The organism is Bradyrhizobium sp. 23AC, assembly GCF_054863025.1.
The window spans coordinates 806602-825480 of the sequence record NZ_JAVAYN010000001.1 but is presented as its reverse complement, the minus strand read 5'-3'; the positions used below and the strand labels follow the sequence as shown (position 1 = coordinate 825480).

At 66.8% G+C, this 18879-nt stretch carries 12 protein-coding genes; 1 reads left to right on the top strand and 11 read right to left on the bottom strand.

Going from position 1 to position 18879, the window contains the following annotated elements; translation table 11 throughout:
• Positions 1 to 8: 8 nt before the first annotated feature.
• The 10 genes from addA to ubiE all read right to left on the bottom strand — a co-directional run bounded on the left by addA (position 9) and on the right by ubiE (position 16891).
• Entirely contained in the window at positions 9 to 3515 is a 3507-nt protein-coding gene (addA, locus tag RAD10_RS03830; RefSeq protein WP_461616389.1) for a double-strand break repair helicase AddA, read from the bottom strand.
• The gene (gene addB / locus RAD10_RS03825) at positions 3509 to 6655 is read right to left on the bottom strand and encodes a double-strand break repair protein AddB (protein WP_461616388.1); all 3147 of its coding nucleotides are present in this window, start codon (positions 6653 to 6655) and stop codon (positions 3509 to 3511) included. The genes addA and addB overlap by 7 nt, the downstream gene beginning before the upstream one ends.
• 211 nt (positions 6656 to 6866) lie before the next feature.
• Positions 6867 to 7589, bottom strand: coding sequence for a nucleotidyltransferase family protein (locus RAD10_RS03820; RefSeq protein ID WP_461616387.1), 723 nt, complete (start codon positions 7587 to 7589; stop codon positions 6867 to 6869).
• A 118-nt stretch (positions 7590 to 7707) separates the two neighbouring features.
• A complete protein-coding gene (locus tag RAD10_RS03815; RefSeq protein WP_461616386.1) occupies positions 7708 to 8025 on the bottom strand; it encodes a PilZ domain-containing protein in 318 nt (105 codons plus the stop codon).
• An 86-nt stretch (positions 8026 to 8111) separates the two neighbouring features.
• Positions 8112 to 9644, bottom strand: a complete 1533-nt coding sequence (gene tsaE / locus RAD10_RS03810) for a tRNA (adenosine(37)-N6)-threonylcarbamoyltransferase complex ATPase subunit type 1 TsaE (protein ID WP_461616385.1) — start codon at positions 9642 to 9644, stop codon at positions 8112 to 8114.
• Positions 9641 to 12145, bottom strand: a complete 2505-nt coding sequence (locus RAD10_RS03805; protein WP_461616384.1) for a sensor histidine kinase — start codon at positions 12143 to 12145, stop codon at positions 9641 to 9643. The genes tsaE and RAD10_RS03805 overlap by 4 nt, the downstream gene beginning before the upstream one ends.
• A gap of 434 nt (positions 12146 to 12579) precedes the next feature.
• Positions 12580 to 13038 (bottom strand): dUTP diphosphatase, encoded by a 459-nt coding sequence (gene dut, locus RAD10_RS03800; RefSeq protein WP_461616383.1) that lies wholly within the window; start codon positions 13036 to 13038, stop codon positions 12580 to 12582.
• On the bottom strand, positions 13035 to 14486 hold the full coding sequence (gene coaBC, locus RAD10_RS03795; RefSeq protein WP_461616382.1) for a bifunctional phosphopantothenoylcysteine decarboxylase/phosphopantothenate--cysteine ligase CoaBC: 1452 nt from the start codon (positions 14484 to 14486) through the stop codon (positions 13035 to 13037). Before coaBC ends, dut begins: the two co-directional genes overlap by 4 nt.
• 72 nt (positions 14487 to 14558) lie before the next feature.
• Complete coding sequence (ubiB, locus tag RAD10_RS03790; RefSeq protein WP_091962268.1) at positions 14559 to 16133, bottom strand: 2-polyprenylphenol 6-hydroxylase; 1575 nt, start codon at positions 16131 to 16133, stop codon at positions 14559 to 14561.
• Positions 16130 to 16891, bottom strand: a complete 762-nt coding sequence (ubiE, locus tag RAD10_RS03785) for a bifunctional demethylmenaquinone methyltransferase/2-methoxy-6-polyprenyl-1,4-benzoquinol methylase UbiE (protein ID WP_461616381.1) — start codon at positions 16889 to 16891, stop codon at positions 16130 to 16132. Before ubiE ends, ubiB begins: the two co-directional genes overlap by 4 nt.
• Positions 16892 to 16972: 81 nt before the next feature.
• Here ubiE and mutM point away from each other — a divergent pair, with 81 nt between their 5' ends.
• The gene (mutM, locus tag RAD10_RS03780) at positions 16973 to 17872 is read left to right on the top strand and encodes a bifunctional DNA-formamidopyrimidine glycosylase/DNA-(apurinic or apyrimidinic site) lyase (protein WP_461616380.1); all 900 of its coding nucleotides are present in this window, start codon (positions 16973 to 16975) and stop codon (positions 17870 to 17872) included.
• 224 nt (positions 17873 to 18096) lie between these two features.
• Here the strand turns inward: mutM and RAD10_RS03775 are convergent, their stop codons facing one another.
• Positions 18097 to 18840, bottom strand: a complete 744-nt coding sequence (locus RAD10_RS03775) for a nucleotide-binding protein (RefSeq protein WP_461616379.1) — start codon at positions 18838 to 18840, stop codon at positions 18097 to 18099.
• Positions 18841 to 18879: the final 39 nt, after the last annotated feature.

Here is an 18879-nt window from a genome sequence, read left to right as displayed (position 1 = left end):
CCGTCAACCTATGAACGGCCCCTTGCCGGGTCAAGGACGCTCACACCGAGATGAAGGGATGCCAGCGCCGCGTCCAGCGCGGGGGCCGAAATCTCCATATATTCAAGGGCCTCGGTCCAGAGCAGGACGGCGCGGATGGGCTTTTGGGGATAAAGCCGCGCCAGCACCGCCCGGTACAGCGCAAGCTGCCGGACATAGGCGGCGGGCGCTGCGGCCGCGTTCTTGGGCGCCGCCTGGTTGGTCTTGAAATCGACGATCAAAACCTCCTCCGGACGAACGACCAGCCGGTCGATCTGCCCCGACACCAGCGCTGGCGCCCGGCTCGGCCGCTCCAGCCGGCCGGCGATGGCGACTTCCGCCCGACTGCCGGCGGCAAACACGGCTGCGAAGCGCGGCTCCGCGATCAAGGCGAGCACCTTGTCGGCCAAAGCGGCGCGGTCGACCTCCGTCCAGTCCGCGGCGTTGCGCGCCATGAAGCCGAGCGCGGCCTCGCGCCGGCGTTCCGCGGCGATATCGGGCAGGGATTGCAGCAGCCGATGCACCAGCGTGCCGCGCTGCAGTGCGAGCGCGCGCGACTGCACTGATTCGCCTGTCCGCGCGCTGCGGCCTTCCTCGGCCGACTGGCCGGACGGACGCACCAGGTCGTCGTCAACGATCTCGCGCGGCGCCGGCGTTCGCAGCCAGGCCGGCAGCGCGACCGTCTGGTCGACGGTCGCCGCCGGGACACCCAGCGCCGCGACATCCTCCGGCCGGGCGAACCGGGTCACCTTGCCGAGGGGCGTCTCGATCGTCTGCTTGTCCAGGCCCGAGCCGGCCAGGCCGGTGTCGACCAGATCGTACCAGCTCAGCTTGCGCACGGTCTTCATGTTGCCGGGCATGCAGCCGCCGACGATCAGCCGATCGGCCGCGCGCGTCATCGCGACATAGAGCAGGCGGCGATATTCGTCCTCGGTCTCCTCGAGCATGGCCTTGCGCGCGTCGGCGACGGGCTTGGGGTCGTCGGCCTTGCGGCCAGCCCACACCACGACCTCGCCGCCATTGCCGCGCGGCACGTGGATCAGCCGGACCCGCTGCGAGTCCGCGGGCGACGATGTCGTGTCGACCATGAACACGACCGAGGCCTCCAGGCCCTTGGCGCCGTGCACCGTCATCACCCGCACCTCGTCGCGCGAGATTTCCATGTCGCGCTTCACCTCGGTGTCGGCGGAGCGCAGCCAGGCCATGAAGCCTTGCAGCGAGGCCGGCGCCTTGCGCTCACAGCTCAGCGCCAGCTCCAGGAATTCGTCGAGCGCGTCGTTGGCCTCATGCCCGAGCCGGCGCAGGATGCGCGCACGGCCGCCGTCGCCCCCTAACAGCCAGGCGTAGAACGCGAACGGCGTCTCCTCGCGCGCGCGCGTCTCACAGGCTTCCAGGCGCCGCAACACAGTCGCGAACTTCTCGCTTCCGGCCGCATCGCCGAGCGCGCGGCGCAGCGATCCCTTGCGATCATGGGCTAACTGAAACAAATCGTCGTCATCGAGGCCGAACAGCGGGCTCTTCAGCGCCACCGCCAGTGCGAGGTCGTCCTGCGGCAGCAGCAGGGCATCAGCGAGGTTCATCAGGTCGATGATCGCGATGTGCTCGGTCAGCTTGAGCCTGTCGGCGCCGGCGACCGGAACGCCAGCGTGCTTCAGTGCCTGGATCACGGCATCGAAGGCATTGCCGCGCCGGCGCACCAGGATCAGCATGTCGCCGTAGCGTAGCGGCCGCCGCTCGCCTTCGTGCCCCGTCAGCGTGCCGCTCTCGACCAGCCGCTTGATCTCGGCCTGGATGCGGCGCGCGAGCTTGACCTCGGGACTGGTGACGGCGACGCCGTCGAACGGCGCGCGCCAGCCTTCGATCTCCTGGCGGTCGTCGGCGACAGCCAGATCCCACAGCTCGATCACGCTCGGACCGGCATCGGCCAGCGCATTGTGCAGGGGATGGCCGATCTCGACCGAATGGATGCTCTTGTAGATCTCCTGCTCGCGGAAGACGTGGTCGACCGAGTGCAGGATCGCAGCGCCCGAGCGGAACGAATAGGTGAAGGCGACCGGATCGAACTTCAGCCCGGCGGCGGTGAACTTGCGGTGCAGCTCGCGCCGGCGCGCGTCGAATTCGTGCGGGGCCGCGCCCTGAAACGAGAAGATCGACTGCTTCTCGTCGCCGACCGCGAAGACCGTGCGGTTCAGCCCCTCGCGCGCGCCTTCGCCGGCGGTGAATTCGGAGATGATGTGCGCGACGATGTCCCATTGCCGCGGGCTGGTGTCCTGGGCCTCGTCGATCAGGACGTGATCGACGCCGCGGTCGAGCTTGTAGTGCACCCAGCCCGAGGCGATGCGGTTCAACATCGCCAGCGTCTTGTCGATCAGATCGTCATAGTCGAGCAGCCCGCGCTCCTGCTTCTCGCGGCGGTAATTTGCCGCGGCCGCGGTCGCGATGTGCAACAGCGCCACGGTGCGGTCGCGCATGGTGACCGCGCGGCGCTTCTCGATCAATTCACTGACCCGCTGCGCCTCGTTCTCGAACAGGCGAGCGACGGACGGGTTGTGGTCGCCAAACTTCTTGGTCAGTACCGCCTTGCGCGACAACTTTTCGTCGGTGAGGAAGACGCAGAGATAGGCATCGACCTGTGCGCTGCCGGAAAAGACCTTTGCCTCCCGGAGCCGGCTGGCCTGGTCGTTGTCGGACTTGCTGCCGTCCTCCAGCGCATAGGCGATGTCGTCCCAGCGCGATCGCGGCAGATAGGGTCCATCGAGAATCTCGGTCTCGACGTCCTCGATGCGATCGCTCACGTCGACGCCCAGCACGGCCGCCATCTGCGCGGCGGCGGCCTCGGCGTTGCCGGCCTCGTCCGTCCAGGTCATGAAGTGATCGCGGCTCAGGCACGCCTCGCGCACGACCTCCTTGAAGGTGACGTCGGCCGCGCTCGCCATCGCGGTCAGCAATGCGCGACCGGTGACGCTCTCCGGATCGCGCGCCGCCTCCAGCAGCACCTTCAGATTGGCGCGCTCCATCATGTCGGTCTGGTCGCGCTCGTCGATCACGGCGAAGCGCGCGGGCACGTTGGCCTCGAACGGGAATTGCTGGAGCAGGCGCGTGCACAGCGCGTGAATGGTCTGCACCTTCAGCCCGCCCGGCGTCTCCAGCGCGCAGGCGAACAGTTTTCGCGCGTCGCGCCGAATTTTCGCGCTGGGATGCGGGATGCCGACAGCGCGGATCGCTGCGTCGAGCCCGGTATCATCCAGCGTCACCCAGTGACCAAGCGTGGTGAACACGCGCTCGGCCATGTTGGCGGCGGCGGCCTTGGTAAAGGTGATGCAGAGGATCTTCTCCGGCGGCACGCCCGACAGCAGCAGGCGGATCACGCGCTGCACCAGCACATGGGTCTTGCCCGAGCCGGCATTGGCCGACACGAACGCCGACGCAGTCGGATCGGACGCGCGCGCCTGCCGCGCGCGCACCTCGTCGGGAATGGGGCGTGGCAGCTTCACCATTCCTCGATCCCCAAACCGCCGGCCGCAGACCATTCCTTGATCCGGGCGAGATCGTCATAGGTGCCGTAGCGGTTGGACCACATCGGCAGGTTCAGCGAGGTGTAGGGCTGGTTCTCGTCGTCGAAGGCACGGATCAGGGCCTCCAGCTTGGCGCGCGCTTCGGCGGCCGCTGTGTCCGGCGGCTGCGGCTCGTCGCCGGGTTTGTACTTGAGCTCGAGGATGCGCTCCTCGCCCGGCGGATTGTTACCGCTCAGGCGCACATAGACGAGCTGGCTTACCGACGCGCCGGCGTCGATATCGGGGAAGCCACCCTCGCGCAGGATCGCGGCCTCCAGGGTGAGCTGCGGCGACAGGCCCATGCGGACCTGCTTGCCGGTCGGCGGCTGGCCGGTCTTGTAGTCGAGGATGGCGTAGCCGCCGCCCTGGCGCCGCTCGATGCGGTCGGCGCGCGCGGAAAGTCGGAAGCTGCGATTATTATCTAGCGTGATCGAAATCTCGCCGCGCGTCTCCGCGACGATGGCCTCGATCGCGTCGCGCCGCGCGGTCTCCCATTCGCCGAACCAGCGCGCGATGCGCTGGAAGCGCGGCCACCACAGCGCCCGCGCTTCGGGCCGCTCCATCAGCGGCGCAAAGTGCTTCTCGCCGATCGTGCGTAGCACGCGCGCGGGGTCTTCAGGCAGACGCGTCGCATAGCTCTCGGTGAACTCGCCGATCGCATCGTGGATCGCCGAGCCGCGGTCGGCGGCCGACAGCGGCATGTCGACGGGATCGAGCGCATCGAGCCGCAAGATGTGTTTGGCGTAGATCGTGTAGGGATCGCGCAGCCAGTCCTCGATCGCTGTCACCGACATCCTGAGCGGCCGCGTCGCGCGCGGCGGCCGCGGCTCGGGCTGCTTGATCGGCCTGACCTCGTCCGGCTGGTCCAGCGCGCCCGCGAACTGCACATATTTCTCGCCGGCGCGAACGGCCGCCTTCCAATGATCGTCGCCCGCAACCGCCTCCAACCGGTGCAGGAAGCGCGAAGCCACCGCCGGCGCGCCGCCAGCCTTGGCGGAATGGGTGAGGATCACCTCGTCGCCGCCGAGCAGCTGGGCAAAATCGTGGGCGGAGAGGCCGATGCGCCGCTCCGGAAGATCGAGGCCGAGCTCGTGCCGCATCGGCCGGCTGAGCCAGGGGTCGATGCGCGGCGCCGGTGGCCAGACGCCTTCGATCAGCCCGCCGACGATGATGCGATCGGCCTGCATCAGGCGCGATTCCAGCGGGCCGTAGATCTGGAGCCGCGCGCCCGGCTTGTCGCGCCGCCGCACCGCGCGCTCGCTGAACGCGGTCTGGAAGACGTCGGCATAGTCGGGCAGCGTCACCATCAATCCGCTGGTCGTGCCGCCGCGTAGCAGATCGTCGAAGGCGCCGGCGAGCGCGAGGCCTTCGCGCTCCTCGAAGGCGAGCGGAATGCCCTGCTCGTCGCGCGATAGCTCGATCATGATTTCGCGGTGCCGGTGCGCGAGTTCGGCGAAGTCATATGGTTTTGCCGACGCCAGACTCTCGATCGGTGCCAGCGCCTTTTGCAAGGCATCGATCAGCGTCTGGATGCGGTCGATATTCTCGGCCTTGAGACGCGCACGGGGCTCGGCCTTGTGAAGCGCGGAGACCTCGCTGCGCCACAGCTTTGTCAGCTCGTCACGAAAGCGGTTGAATTCGCGCAGCAGGCCGCCGGTGCCGGCAGGCGGACGCGTGCCACGCAGGACTGCAAGCTCGAGATCTTCGATCGCCGCCTTCCACGCGCCAGGCAGCCGGCCGAGCCGGCATAGCGAATGCTTCAGCATCGCCAGCAGCGTCGGCGGCTCCAGTCCTTTGGTCGCCGCTTCCGCCGTGAGCCGGGCAAAGACGCCGGCGGATGTTTCCATCAGCACGTCGCCGCCGGAATCGTCGAAGGCGAGATCCCATCGGGTCAGCGCAGCCATCACCCGCCGCGCCAGCGCGCGGTCCGGCGTGACCAGCGCCGCCGATTTGTCGAGATGCCGCGCCTCGCGCATCGCGATGGCAATGGCGAGCGCTTCCATTTCAGGGTTGGGTGCTTCGACGACCGCGAGGTTTTTCATGCCGCCGGCGATCTTCGCCGCGACGACCGGCTGCTTCAGCCGGTCGTGCCAGACTTCCGTTTTGGCCGACGGCCGCATCGATTCCGATGCGAGCAGATCGCGGCCGCCGTCCGCTGGCGGCTGGAGGATCTCGACGTCGGAGCGCTTGATGCCAAAACGATCCAGCAGTGCGTTCATCGCATATTGCGGATGGTTCGACGCCGGATGCTCCGCGAACTTGCCGAGCGAGTCGCGCACGCCGCCGATGCTGCGCCAGGCGTCGTCGTCGAGATCGGTATCGAGGCCCGGCAGCACCACTGCGCCATGCGGCAGCGAGGCGACCGCGTGCAGGAATTTGGCGGTGGCCGGCATCGAGCCGGTCGAACCGGCTGCGATCACCGGCCCGCTCGGATGCGCGGTCAGCCGTTTGGCTTCCGCCGCGATCAGGAGATCGCGCCGCGCCGCGGGCTCGATCCGGTTGATCTCGGCGAGATGCCCGGGCCAGGCGATGCGCGCGATGCGCAAAAATTCGAGCGAGTGTTGCCAGTAGCGGTCGAGGTTGTCAGGTACGAGACCGTCGAGCGCGCTCCAGTCAACGCCGCGCGTCACCATGTCGTCGATCAGGCGCGCGAGGTCGCCGGCGAGCGCCAGCGTCGAAGCAGGCCCGCCGACCACCAGCGGCGACAGCACCGGGCCCTTGGCCCAGGCCGCGACCAGCTGAGCCAGCGTCAACCGTCGTTCGAGCTCGCCGAGCCGCGGCGGTATGTCGAGCGGCGTTGCGCCGGAGAACTGCTCGCCCTCGTCGGCGAAGGCGAGCTCATCCTCGTCGATGTCGCCGAGCGCGACGATGCGCGGCAGCACCACGGCGTCCGCCTTCATCTCGTCGAGGAAGATCTCGCGGACCACGCGCATCGCGCGCCTTGTCGGCAGATACAGTGTGGCATCCGCCAGACGCGCCGGTTCCTTGCGCGCCTCGAATCCCTCGACCAGCCGTCCGTCGAGCAGGCTCGCGACGATCGTGCGCAGGAATGGAACTGAGAGGGGAACGCTGAAGACGCGCATGAGCTGCCTGATTCGGAGATCAGGGCAATATAGGGAGGCGAGGCCGAATGGTCATGGGGCGGGGGGAAGTCGTCCCCGCTGTTCGCGAGACCTGACAGGTCTTGTAGGGTGGGCAAAGCGAAGCGTGCCCACGCATTTTGCCATCGAGAGAGATGGTGGGCACGGCGCAAGGGCGCCTTTGCCCACCCTACGGCACCCCTTCGGGGCGCCTTTACGCCACGCTCTCCAGAAACGCCTCTTCCGCGGCGTGCACGGCGTCGGGCGTGCCGACATGCATCCAGACGCCGTCGAGGCGGAGGCCGAACAGCCGCTCCTGCTCGTTGGCGCGGTCGAACATTTTCGTCAGCGAGAACTCGCCCTGCGGCGCGCCTTCGAAGATCGACGGCGACAGGATCGCAGCGCCGGCATAGACGAACGGAACGACTTCCTTTTCCTTGCGCTTGCGCAGGGCGCCGTCGGGCAGCATGCCGTAATCGCCGCGACCGCTATAGCCGATGCTGGTCGCGGTCGGCGCCATCAGCAGCAGGATGTCCATGCGCGCGGGGTCGAAATTTTCAGCGAGCCGCGTCAAATTGGAGCGCACGCCGTCGATCCAGAGCGTGTCGGAATTGACGTGGAAGAACGGTGCGTTGCCGAGCAGCGGCAGCGCCTTGACCACGCCGCCGCCGGTGCCGAGCACCTGGTCGCGCTCGTCAGAGATCGTCACGCGCGGAAGCTGGCGCGATGCGACGTGATCGATGATCTGGTCCGGCAGGTAATGCACGTTGACCACGGCCTCGGTCACGCCCGCCTGGCCGAGCTTGTCGAGCACGTGGTCGAGCAGCGGCTGGCCGGCCACCGGCACCATCGGCTTCGGCATCCTGTCCGTCAGGGGACGCATGCGCAGGCCAAACCCTGCGGCGAGCACCATGGCTTTGGTCGGTTTGACGGACATCCTTCGCTTTCTCAGACCTTTCGCGTTCGCAGCAATCCTAACACGAGGTTCGATCACCCGCACCGCATCTCAACCGCCTTAGCCACCCGCCGTGACGGTTGTACGACGGGTGTTGCCATCATGCCCCGACGGCTGTGGAACGGGCCCTTTTCTTCTTGTCGCCGAGCTTGAGGAAATTGACCCCAATCTGGTCGCCATTGACCCAGGCCAGCTCGCAACGCCGGTACGCAAGTCCGGTGGACGACAGCAGCAGAAAGAACTCCTTCAGATGGAGGCCCTCCACCGAGCCGTCGATGGTCAGCTTGGCACCGGTCTCGGAGACGTCCTCCATGGTGCAGTCGCGCCGCCAGGTGCCGTCGATCCCCATCATCTGGGCCGAGATCCCGCGCTCGAAGACAACCCGGCTGTTGCCGCGCTGGTCCGTCTTTACCGCCATCTGCCCGCTCCAGCCCGTAATGATCCGGCTGCCTTGCCGCCAGAATACCGGCGTCTTGGCTAACAGCTGGTAAATCGGCCCCCAAATCAGGCCTTTGGTGGACTTTGGGGCGGTGGGACGTTGGCGAGATACCAGTCGCGCAAAGAGCTCAGCGCGGGATGTGCCAGCGAGCGCTGGAGATAGGTCCAGATCCGCGGCTGGTGACGCAAATAATGCGGCTTGCCGTCGCGGCGGTTGAGGCGGGCGAAGGTGCCGAGCAGCCGCGTGTTCCGCTGTGCCGACATGATGGCGTAGAGCTCGGCGAACTCGGCCGGATCGAAGCCGGCATCGCCAGCGCGCCGCGCCTTGATGTAGCGCGACAGCAGCGTCAGCTCGAGGCTTTCGGGCACGTCGATGCGGGCGTCCTGGAGCAGCGACACCACGTCGTAGGATTGCGGACCGAGCACGGTGTCCTGGAAATCGATCACGCCGACGCGCGCGATGCCGGCGCGATCCCCAAGCCAGATCAGATTGGGCGAGTGATAGTCGCGGATGATCCACGTCCTCGGCGCGGCCAGCGGCTTCTTTAGCAGCTCGCGCCACATCGCGAAAAACTCTCCGCGCGCCGCCTCGCTCAGCGGCGCGTTGCGATCGGGCAGGTACCATTCCGGCATCAAGCCGATCTCGATCAGCAGCGCCTCGGTATCGAAGAGGGGGATAGCGTAGGTCTGATCCGCCAGCGGCAATGTTTCCGAAAGCGTCTTGCCGTGGAGCGTGGCCAGCACGTCGGTCGCGGCCTCGTAGCGCTCGGCAATCGGGCGTGCCGGGTCGCCTTCGATCACGCCTTCGCTGCCGAAATCCTCGGTGATCAGGAAGCCATGGTCGAGGTCGGAATGGTGGATCGCGGGCGCCGAGATGCCCTGCGCGCGCAGGCCTTCGTCGATCGCGACGAAGGGTTTTACATTCTCGGCGAGATGAACCGCGGCGCTGTAGGATTTTCCGTTGTACGTCGCAGCACCATCAGGGCGCTGCGGAAAGTTCATGAGGATGACGATCTCCTCGTCGCGCAAGAGCCGCGCATAGGAGCGCGTCGAGGCGTCGCCGGCCATGCGCTTGCGAGTCGCATCCATGTAGCCGGAGGCATCGAGGAATTCGCGCAGCGCCTGCAGCCGCGCGACAGTGGCGGCCCCCTTGCCGTAACCGGTGATGTCGGCGGCGCGCGCATTCGAGCCCAGCGCCGGCCGATGCGTCAGCGCGATGTCGATGCGATCCTGTGGCATCGCCGACGGCGCGCGCTCCGGCCATTCGATCAGGACGAGTGTGGCATCGGGCAGCGGCGACAGCCCGATCTCCTCGAGCTCGCTCTCGTCCTCGACCCGGTAGAGATCGGCGTGCATCACCGGGAACGGCGGCAGCTCATAGCCTTGCACCAGCGTGAAGGTCGGGCTCGGCACCTCCAGCGCCTCGTCGCCGGCGAGGTAGCGGATGAGCGCGCGCGCGGCGGCGGTCTTGCCGGCGCCGAGATCGCCGGTGAGGGTGACGACATCGCCAGGGCCGACCAGCAGCGCGAGGTCGGCCATCAATTGTGCGGTGGCCGTCTCGTTGTGAAGCGCGACGGAGAGTTTGGTGGGTTCTGTCATTCGGCGGCGTCGCGATGCGCCGCCTGGTCGGTCGGGAAGTCACAGATCACGACCGTGCCCCGGCCGACGATCGAATCCACCCGCACCTTGCCGCCATGCAGCTCGACGAAGGAGCGCACCAGCGACAGGCCGAGCCCGGCGCCGCGGTGACGCGAGCCCTGCGAGCGGCTTTCGAACCAGTTGAACACCTTGTCCTTCATGTCGGCAGGTATTCCAGGCCCGGAATCTGTCACAGTGAAGACCACGCTGCGTTCGGTGCGGCGCGCGCTGATGCCGACGGTGGAATCCTGTGGAGAAAACCCGACGGCGTTGGCAAGGAGGTTATAGAGCACCTGCACCACGCGCTTCTCGTCGCCGACGAAGCTGCCGACATCGGGCGCGATCTCGACCTTGAGGCGGATGCGGTCGGTGGCGAGCCGGTCCTGGATGCCTTCTGCCGCGAGCTCGATGGTCTTGCTGACGTCGACCGGGCCGAGTTCCAGCTTCATGGCGCCGGCGTCGATGGTGGCGAGATCGAGGATGTTGTTGGTCAGCGCCAGCAGCGCGTTGGTCGATTTGGTGACGTAGTCGAGATATTCGGCCTGTTTCGGCGTCAGCGGCCCGGTCGAGGGATCGCTGAGGAAATGCGCGAAGCCGATGATGGTGGTGAGCGGCGAGCGCAGCTCGTAGGAGACGTGGTGGACGAAATCCACCTTCATCTGGTCGGCAGCCTCCAGCGCCTCGTTGCGCTCGCGCAGCGCGCGCTCGACGTTCTCGGTGTCGGTGATGTCCTGGAACGTCAGCATGGTGGCGCCGTCATGCAGCGGGCGGATCATGCCGTCGAGCACGCTGCCGTCCTTGCGCTCCAGCTTCAGCGGCACGTCGGCGCGGCTCTCGATCGAGGTGACGGCTTCGCGGATCTGGCGCCAGACCGTGGGGTCGTCGAACAGCTGATGGCACCAGCCTTCCACCGTCTGGATATGCGGCTCGTCGCGCATGGCATCGCTCGACAGCTTCCACATCCGGACGAAGGCCGGGTTGAACAGTTGCGCCTTGCCGTTGCTGCCGAACACCGCAACGCCCTCGGCGAGGCTGTCCAGCGTTTCGCGCTGGACCCGGATCATGCCGTCGAAGCGGCGGGCGAGCTCGAGGCTCTCGGTGACATCGTCGAACAGATAGGTGACGCCGCCTTCCGGGTTCGGCGTAGTGACGACCGAGAGCGCGCGGCCGTCGGGCAGGTACCAGGTGTCCTTGGTGGTCTCGACCGCGCGATAGGCCTCGTGCAGCTTGGACTTCCAGGCACGGAAGTCCGGCTGCTCCGGCAGCTTGCGCGCGGCGCGGAGCTGATCGAGCACGCTGGAATCATCGGGATTGGCGTCGAGGAAGGTGCGGTCGAGGTCCCACAGCCGGCGGTAGGAATCGTTGTAGAAGGCGAGCCGGCGCTGACCGTCGAACACGGCAACGCCGGAGGAGAGCTGATCGAGCGTGCGGCGATGCGCCTCCGCCATCCGCACCAGCGCCGAGCTGAGCGCGTCCGCCTCGCTGGCATCGATGGCGACGCCAACGCTGCCGCTGCCGACATTGACCGCGCGCACGTCGTAGATGCGGCGCTCGCCGCTGATCACGATCGGCAGCCGCGCGTTGAAATTGGCGGTGTCCTTCAGTCCCCGCTCCATCGCGGTGCGGTCGGCGCTGTCGAGCAGCTCGAGCTTGCGCTCCTGCGCGTCGGTGACGTTGTTCGCCTCGGTGGCACGGACATAGGCCGGGTTGGCGTAGGTCAGCGCGCCGTTCTCGCCTTTGGCCCAGATCGGCCAGGGTGCGTTGGCGGCAAAGCCGCGCAGCATCTCGGTCTCGTCGGAGAGCGCGTTGTAGCGCAGATTGGTCTCGGCCAGATCGCGGCGGAGCCCCGAGAGTTCGCGAATCCGGACAATGGCTTGGCCGCCGATGGCGCGGCCGATGGCCTCGAGCGTGTGGCCATGCGCGGTCGTCAGTGTCAGCTGGAACCCGTCGCCGCGGTCACGCAGCGCATTGACGGCATGATCCATCTGGAGCGCAGGTTCCGGCGGCAGCCAGGTTCCGAATGCGAGCACGCGTTGTGGCGAGGAATCGCGCGGCAGCACCATGGAGATGTCGCCCGAGATCTGCGCGCGATTGTCGCCGGCCGGCCAGGAGATCAGGATCTGCGGTTCGGCGAACAGCAGCGCGCCGAAGCGGTCGGCCTGGAGCTGGAGTTCCCCGATTCGGGCGCGCAGCCGCGCCTCGTTCTTCGCGGTGCGCACGCGCGTGCGCATCAAGAGGATCGCAGCCACCACCGAGAAGCCGAGCAAGGCCAGCGCGGTGGCGAGCACCGCGAGTTCCTGCCGGTTGAAATCCAGCATGATGGAGAGGGTGTCGATGAGGTCGGCCGCCTCGGCCGGCGCAGCCGGCAGCAGCGCTGCAAGAGCGCCTCCCAACAAGCCGTTGCGCACGAGCGATGTGCACGACAGCAGCGTCCGACGCATCGACACGATCACGCCTGACATAGTTGCCCCAAGACCGCACGAATTTACGCGCGGCGACCCCCGTCGCGCGCGAATCAAACGACAATACCCCCACCGTGACTCCGCCGGTAAGAGTCCAGATCGTGAACGCAAAGGCGGCCCCAAAAAAATGCAGGGTGAGGGGTTCCAACTCACGTAAATCTTCGGACGATTCGGCTGGAACCGTCGTGCGTTAGCGGATGAGATGAGACACCACGGGCGCTCCGACGGAGGTGCGTTCCCTCCCCCTTGTGGGGGAGGGTTAGGGAGAGGGGTAGCCCAGGAAGAAGTGCCAATTCTTGACGATGCAAAGAGGAACGGTGCGCGATTGAAAGAGTCCCCGTGTGGACCCCCTCCCTGCCCCTCCCCCACAAGGGGGAGGGAACGGAGAGAGCGCCCGATTGATCGGACTCTGTTCGACTTCAACCCACCACGACTTAGCGGCCGGTCGAGCCGAAGCCGCCGGCGCCGCGATCGGTGGCCGACAATGTGGCCACCGGAACCAGCGCGGCCTGCACCACGGGCGCGATCACCATCTGGGCGATGCGCTCGCCGCGCTTGATCACGAACGGCGCTGTGCCGTGATTGATCAGGATCACCTTGATCTCGCCGCGATAGTCCGCGTCGATCGTGCCCGGCGAGTTCAGCACGGTGACGCCGTGCTTGGCGGCAAGCCCCGAGCGCGGCCGCACCTGCGCCTCGTGCCCGGCCGGCAATGCGATCGCAAGACCGGTCGGCACCAGCGCGTATTGGCCGGCGGCGAGTGTCATCGGCTCGCTGTCCGGCACCGCCGCCATCAGGTCGAGGCCGGCAGCCTCGGTGGTCTGATAGGCCGGCATTGGCAGGCCTTCGGCATGGGCCAGGCGTTGCAGTTCGACAGTGACCTTCGTGCTCAAGATGCCGGCTCCAGGGATTTGTCGGTCACGCTTCGTGCGACATGCGCGACCAGTTCGATGGCGACCTGTTCCTTGGTCATCACCGGCCAGGAATCAACTGCAATCTCGCCGTCCTTCTCACCATTCTTGCGACTGATCAGATGCACGGTGTTGCGGTCGCCGCCCATCACGCCGGTGGCGGGCGAGACGTCATTGGCGACAATCCAGTCGCAGCCCTTGCGGACAAGTTTTGACTTGGCGTTGTCGATGAGGTGCTCGGTCTCGGCGGCAAAGCCGATCACCAGCGGCGGGCGCTTGTCGGTCAGCCTGGAGATCGTGGCGAGGATGTCGGGGTTCTCGATCAGCTGAAGCGGCGGCATGCCGGCCGAAGTCTTCTTCAGCTTCTGCTCGCCCTCGTTGGCAACGCGCCAGTCGGCGACCGCCGCGGCGAAGATCGCGATGTCGGCGGGAAGCGAGGCCTGCACCTGCTCCAGCATCTGCCGCGCCGATTCGACATGCTTTACCGTCACGCCCCGGGGATCGCTGAGGTCGACCGGACCGCTCACCAGGATCACCTCGGCGCCGGCGGCTTGTGCGGCGGCGGCAATGGCAAAGCCCTGCTTGCCGGAGGAGCGATTGGCGATGTAGCGCACCGGATCGATCGGCTCGTGGGTGGGACCTGCGGTGATCAGCACGCGCTTGCCGGCAAGTGGCTTCGGCACCGGCGGCCGCAGCAGGCGCTCGGCAGCGGCGGCGATCTCGATGGCTTCCGACATGCGGCCGACACCAGCTTCGCCCGCTTCCGCCATCTCGCCGGAATTGGGTCCGATCAGCACCACGCCGTCGCGCTGCAGCTGCGCGAGGTTGCGGCGCGTCGCCGCATTGTTCCACATCAGCGGGTTCATCGCCGGCGCCAGCAGCACCTTGCGGTTGGTCGCGAGCAGGATGGCGCTGGCGAGATCGTCGGCGTGGCCGTTCGCCATCTTCGCCATCAGATCGGCGGTCGCGGGCGCGACGACTATCAGGTCGCAGTCGCGCGCGAGGCGGATATGGCCGGCGTCGAACTCGCTCTGGGGGTCGAACAGGTCGGTATAGACGCGCTCATGGGAGAGGGCGCTGACCGCCAGCGGCGTGACGAATTGCTGGGCCGCCTTGGTCAGCACGCAGCGGACCTCGACGCGGCGCTCCTTCAGCCTTCGGATCAGGTCGAGCGACTTGTAGGCCGCGATGCCGCCGCCGATGATCAGGGTGACGCTGGCCTCGGGGACAGCGCCGGTGCGCTGGAGTGCGGGGGTGGGGGATGCCGCGGGCGGTACCGCAAACGGCGTCAGCGGCTCCTCGCGGTCCTCGATCAGCTCCCGCAGGATGACCCGGACCTCTTCCTCGACCGACCTGCGGTTCTTGGCCGAGCGCAGCCGCAAATAGGTTTTGACGGCGTCGTCGAGCTTGCGGATGGTCAGGCTTGCCATGACGCCCCTCCAGCACGAAATGATAGCGATGCTATCACTCGTGTGATTGCAATGCAATCAAGCTTTTGGCAGTCATAGATTCCGGACGGCGATCAGGATCCCGATGAAGGTCGCGGCGATGATCCAGAGCGCGACGGTGCGCCAGCGGTTCTTGCGGCCCTCGCTGCGGCCCATCGCGGCGATGCTCTCGGGCGACAGCCTGATGCCCTCCCGCGTCATGGTCTCGAGCTGCTCGAGCACCTTCACGGACCGCTCGGCGATCTCCGGCATGCGCATCAGCACGCGCGCGATGTCTCCGGTCCCGGCGAGCGCGCCCTGCACCCGGCCGATCGGACCGAGATTGCGCTCGATCCATTCGCGTACCACGGGGTCGGCGACCTTCCAGATGTCGAGCCTGGGATCGAAGCCGCGCGCCACGCCTTCGACCACGACCATGGTCTTCTGGAGCAGGATCAGCTCGGGACGCGTGGTCATGTCGAACAGGCCGGTGACCTCGAGCAGCAGCGTCAAGAGCCGCGCCATCGAGATCTCTTCCGCCGTGCGGTTGTGGATCGGCTCGCCGATGGCGCGGATCGCCTGCGCGAAGTTCTCGACCGAGTGATGTGCGGGCACGTAGCCCGCCTCGAAATGCACCTCGGCGACGCGGCGATAATCGCGGGTGATGAAGCCGAGCAGGATTTCGGCGAGGAAGCGCCGCTCCTTCATGCCGAGCCGGCCCATGATGCCGAAATCGACCGCGACGAGCCGCCCCGCGTCATCCAGGAACAGATTGCCCGGATGCATGTCGGCGTGGAAGAAGCCGTCGCGCAGCGCGTGCCGCAGGAAGCTCTGGATCACCTTGCGGCCGAGATCGGGCAGGTCGACCTGCGATTCCGCCAGACGCTTGTGATCGTTCAGCGCGATGCCGTCGATCCACTCCATCGTCAGCACGTTGTGCGTGGTGCGGTCCCAGTCCACGGACGGCACGCGGAAATCAGGATCGCCCTGCGTGTTCTCCGCCATCTCCGACAGCGCCGCAGCTTCCAGCCGCAGATCCATCTCCATCGCGACCGAGCGCGACATGGTGTTGATGACTTCGATGAGGCGCAGGCGCCGCGCTTCGGCCGAATAAGCCTCGGCCTTGTGCGCGACGAAGAAGAAATCGGAGAGGTCGCGGCGGAAGCGTGTGGCGACGTTGGGCCGGAGCACCTTGACCGCAACCGACTTGCGGATGCCGGCGTGCAAGACCTCGCCGCGATGCACCTGAGCGATCGAGGCCGCCGCGACGGGGGGGCCGAAGCTCACAAACACGTCCTTCAGCGGCCGCTCCAGCGAGGTCGCGATCGCGGCTTCGGCTTCGTCCTGCGGAAACGGCGGCAGGCGATCCTGGAGACTTTCGAGATCGCGCGCCATGATGACGCCGACGACGTCGGGCCGCGTGGCCAGGAATTGTCCGAGCTTGAGATAGGCGGGGCCCATCCGCGTCAGCGCGCGCGATATCCGCGGGCCGTGCTTGACGCCACGCCGTTCGACGAGGCGCGCCAGCTTCAGCGCGAGCTGTCCCGGCGGCGGCACCAGGCTCGGATCGACCGAGCCGAACACGCCCTCGCGCGCAAACACGAACGCGGCGCGGATCAGGCGCGCAATGTGGGTGAACGCAGAGATCACAAACGCCAGCCCGAATGCAGTGCGACGATACCGCCGGACAGGGTCTGCCAGCTGACGCGGGCGAAGCCGGCGTCGCGGATCATGTCGGCGAAGGCGTTGGGTTTCGGAAACTTGCGGATGGACTCGACGAGATATTGGTAGGACTCGGCATCGCCCGTGATTATGCGGCCGAGCGGCGGGATCACCTTGAACGAGAACAGGTCGTAGATCCGATCGAGCCCGGGCATCTCGACGGTGGAGAATTCCAGGCACAGGAAGCGGCTGCCGGGCTTGAGCACGCGATGGGCCTCGCGCAGCGCCAGATCGATCTGGGGCACGTTGCGAATGCCGAAAGCGATCGTATATGCGTCGAAGCTGCGGTCGGCGAAGGCGAGCGCTTCGGCATTGCCTTCGACGAAATCGACACGGGTTTCGAGATGGCGCTTCGCGGCGCGCTCGCGGCCGACCGCCAGCATGTCGGTGTTGATGTCGCAGACGGTGGCATGGAAGCCGGGGCCCGCGGCCTTGGCGGCGCGGAACGAGATGTCGCCGGTGCCGCCGGCCACGTCGAGCAGCGCGAACGGCCGGTCGCTCCTGGGCGGGTCGAGCGCGGTGATCATGATGTCCTTCCAGACCCGGTGCAGGCCACCGGACATCAAATCGTTCATCAAATCATAGCGCGACGCCACGCTGTGAAACACATCGTTCACCAGCGTCTGCTTGTCCCCCAGGGGGACGTCCCTGAAGCCAAAATGCGTGGTTTCGCCCGGCCGATCCATTACTCTACTCCACTGGGCGAACCATAGCGCGCCCGCCGCAATGGCGCTATCACACCGCCTTCATAAGGTGAATGCCTGACCATGCCTGAATTGCCCGAAGTCGAGACTGTCCGCCGCGGCCTTCAGCCTGTGATGGAGGGAGCGAAAATCCTGGTGGCGGAAGCCCGCCGGCCAGACCTTCGCTTTCCGTTCCAGCCGGATTTCGTAGCCCGGCTCCAGGGGCAGGTCGTCACGGGGCTCGGCCGCCGTGCAAAATATCTCATGGCCGATCTCGCCTCCGGCGATGTGCTCTTGATGCATCTGGGTATGTCGGGCTCGTTCCGCGTCATCAAGCCGGACAACGAGGCAGCTCCCGGCGAGTTTCACTATCCTAGGGGTAAGGACTCGACGCACGACCACGTGCTGTTTCGGATGTCCTCCGGCGCCGACATCGTCTTCAACGACCCGCGCCGCTTCGGTTACATGAAAGTGATCGCACGTAACGCACTCGAAGAGGAGCCGCTGCTGCGCGGCCTCGGCCCCGAGCCGCTCGGCAACGAATTCGACGCCGCGATGCTGGCGCGGTCCTGCGAAGGCAAGACCACCAGCCTTAAGGCCGCGCTGCTCGACCAGCGCGTGGTGGCGGGGCTCGGCAACATCTATGTCTGCGAAGCCCTGCATCGCTCGCATCTGTCGCCGCGCCGGATCGCGGCGACGCTCGCGACCAAGGGTCGCAAGGGCGTTGGCGGCGGCGAGCCGACCGATCATGCGAAGCGATTGGTAAGTGCGATCCACACCGTGCTGAACGACGCCATCAAGGCCGGCGGCTCGTCCTTGCGCGACCATCGCCAGACCTCGGGTGAGCTCGGCTATTTCCAGCACTCGTTCAAGGTCTACGACCGCGAAGGCGAGAAATGCACGACGCCGGGGTGCGGCGGCACGGTGAAGCGATTCACGCAGAATGGCCGGTCCACCTTCTGGTGTCAGAAGTGTCAGAAGTGACGTAGCCCGTAGCCCGGATGGAGCGCAGCGAAATCCGGGTCCAGCGTGACCGCGGAGAGACTTCCCGGATTGCGCTGCGCTCCATCCGGGCTACGACGCGAAAATAGAGCGTTTACAAAACCCGCGAAGCGAAGCAATCCGGCCGGGCTGGTGGCCGGATTGCTTCGTCGCTAGGGCCCTTCCGGATGGTGAAGCGCCAACCGCCGTCAGAGCGATTGCCCCGCTCAGGACGCCAGTGTCGTGGTCTCGTCCGCCGAAAGATCGGCAGCGACATGCAGCACGCCGTCCGCAGGCGACATCATCTGATCGATCAGGACATTGGTCGTGGCGCTGAGCTCGAGCCGGGTTTCGATCCAGCGCCAGAGGCCGCGGATCTCGTCCGCCGACTTCCCGTTCGGCGCGAATTCGCTCACGGCAAGGCCGCTCGCGAGCGAATCCTGGTGGTCGTTACGCATCACGATCAGCGGGCGCGCGAGCACGTCCGAAAGATCGAGCGCCGCTTCCTCGGCGAGGGTGTTGGCGGCGTTGTCGATGCGCTGGCCGCGGATCGGCGTCTGGTTCAGCACGAAGCTGTAGGGCCGCTTCCAGGCGCGTGCGACGCTGAGCGTCGAGACGGTCGCCTCGATGTCGGCGACGCTCGGGCGGGCCGGGATCAGGCAGAGATCGGAATGGCGGATCGCAGCGGTGGTCGCGGCGCTGAGGCCGGCGGCGGTGTCGATGATCGCGAGCTGCAGGCCGCTGTCAGCCAGCATCTTCAGGCGCGGCTCGATGTCGGCGGCGTGATAAATCGGCTCGACGACGAGATCATCGGTGGTGCGGCGGCGCTGCCAGCTCGACAGGGTGCCCTGCGGGTCGGTCTCGATCAGGCGGACGGTGAAGCCGGCCAGCTTGGCCGCGAGCGCGAGGCCGATGGCGAGCGTGCTCTTGCCGCTGCCACCCTTTTGGGTGGCCAGTACGATCGTGTGCATTGGAAGATGAATCCTTTGGATTGCTTGGGTCTCGGGATA

Bases quoted from the DNA above. Each gene is read 5' to 3' on its own strand.
- addA (WP_461616389.1), bottom strand. From the start codon at position 3,515: ATGGTGAAGCTGCCACGCCCCATTCCCGACGAGGTGCGCGCGCGGCAG.
- addB (WP_461616388.1), bottom strand. From the start codon at position 6,655: ATGCGCGTCTTCAGCGTTCCCCTCTCAGTTCCATTCCTGCGCACGATC.
- RAD10_RS03820 (WP_461616387.1), bottom strand. From the start codon at position 7,589: ATGTCCGTCAAACCGACCAAAGCCATGGTGCTCGCCGCAGGGTTTGGC.
- RAD10_RS03815 (WP_461616386.1), bottom strand. From the start codon at position 8,025: ATGGCGGTAAAGACGGACCAGCGCGGCAACAGCCGGGTTGTCTTCGAG.
- tsaE (WP_461616385.1), bottom strand. From the start codon at position 9,644: ATGACAGAACCCACCAAACTCTCCGTCGCGCTTCACAACGAGACGGCC.
- RAD10_RS03805 (WP_461616384.1), bottom strand. From the start codon at position 12,145: ATGTCAGGCGTGATCGTGTCGATGCGTCGGACGCTGCTGTCGTGCACA.
- coaBC (WP_461616382.1), bottom strand. From the start codon at position 14,486: ATGGCAAGCCTGACCATCCGCAAGCTCGACGACGCCGTCAAAACCTAT.
- ubiE (WP_461616381.1), bottom strand. From the start codon at position 16,891: ATGGATCGGCCGGGCGAAACCACGCATTTTGGCTTCAGGGACGTCCCC.
- mutM (WP_461616380.1), top strand. From the start codon at position 16,973: ATGCCTGAATTGCCCGAAGTCGAGACTGTCCGCCGCGGCCTTCAGCCT.
- RAD10_RS03775 (WP_461616379.1), bottom strand. From the start codon at position 18,840: ATGCACACGATCGTACTGGCCACCCAAAAGGGTGGCAGCGGCAAGAGC.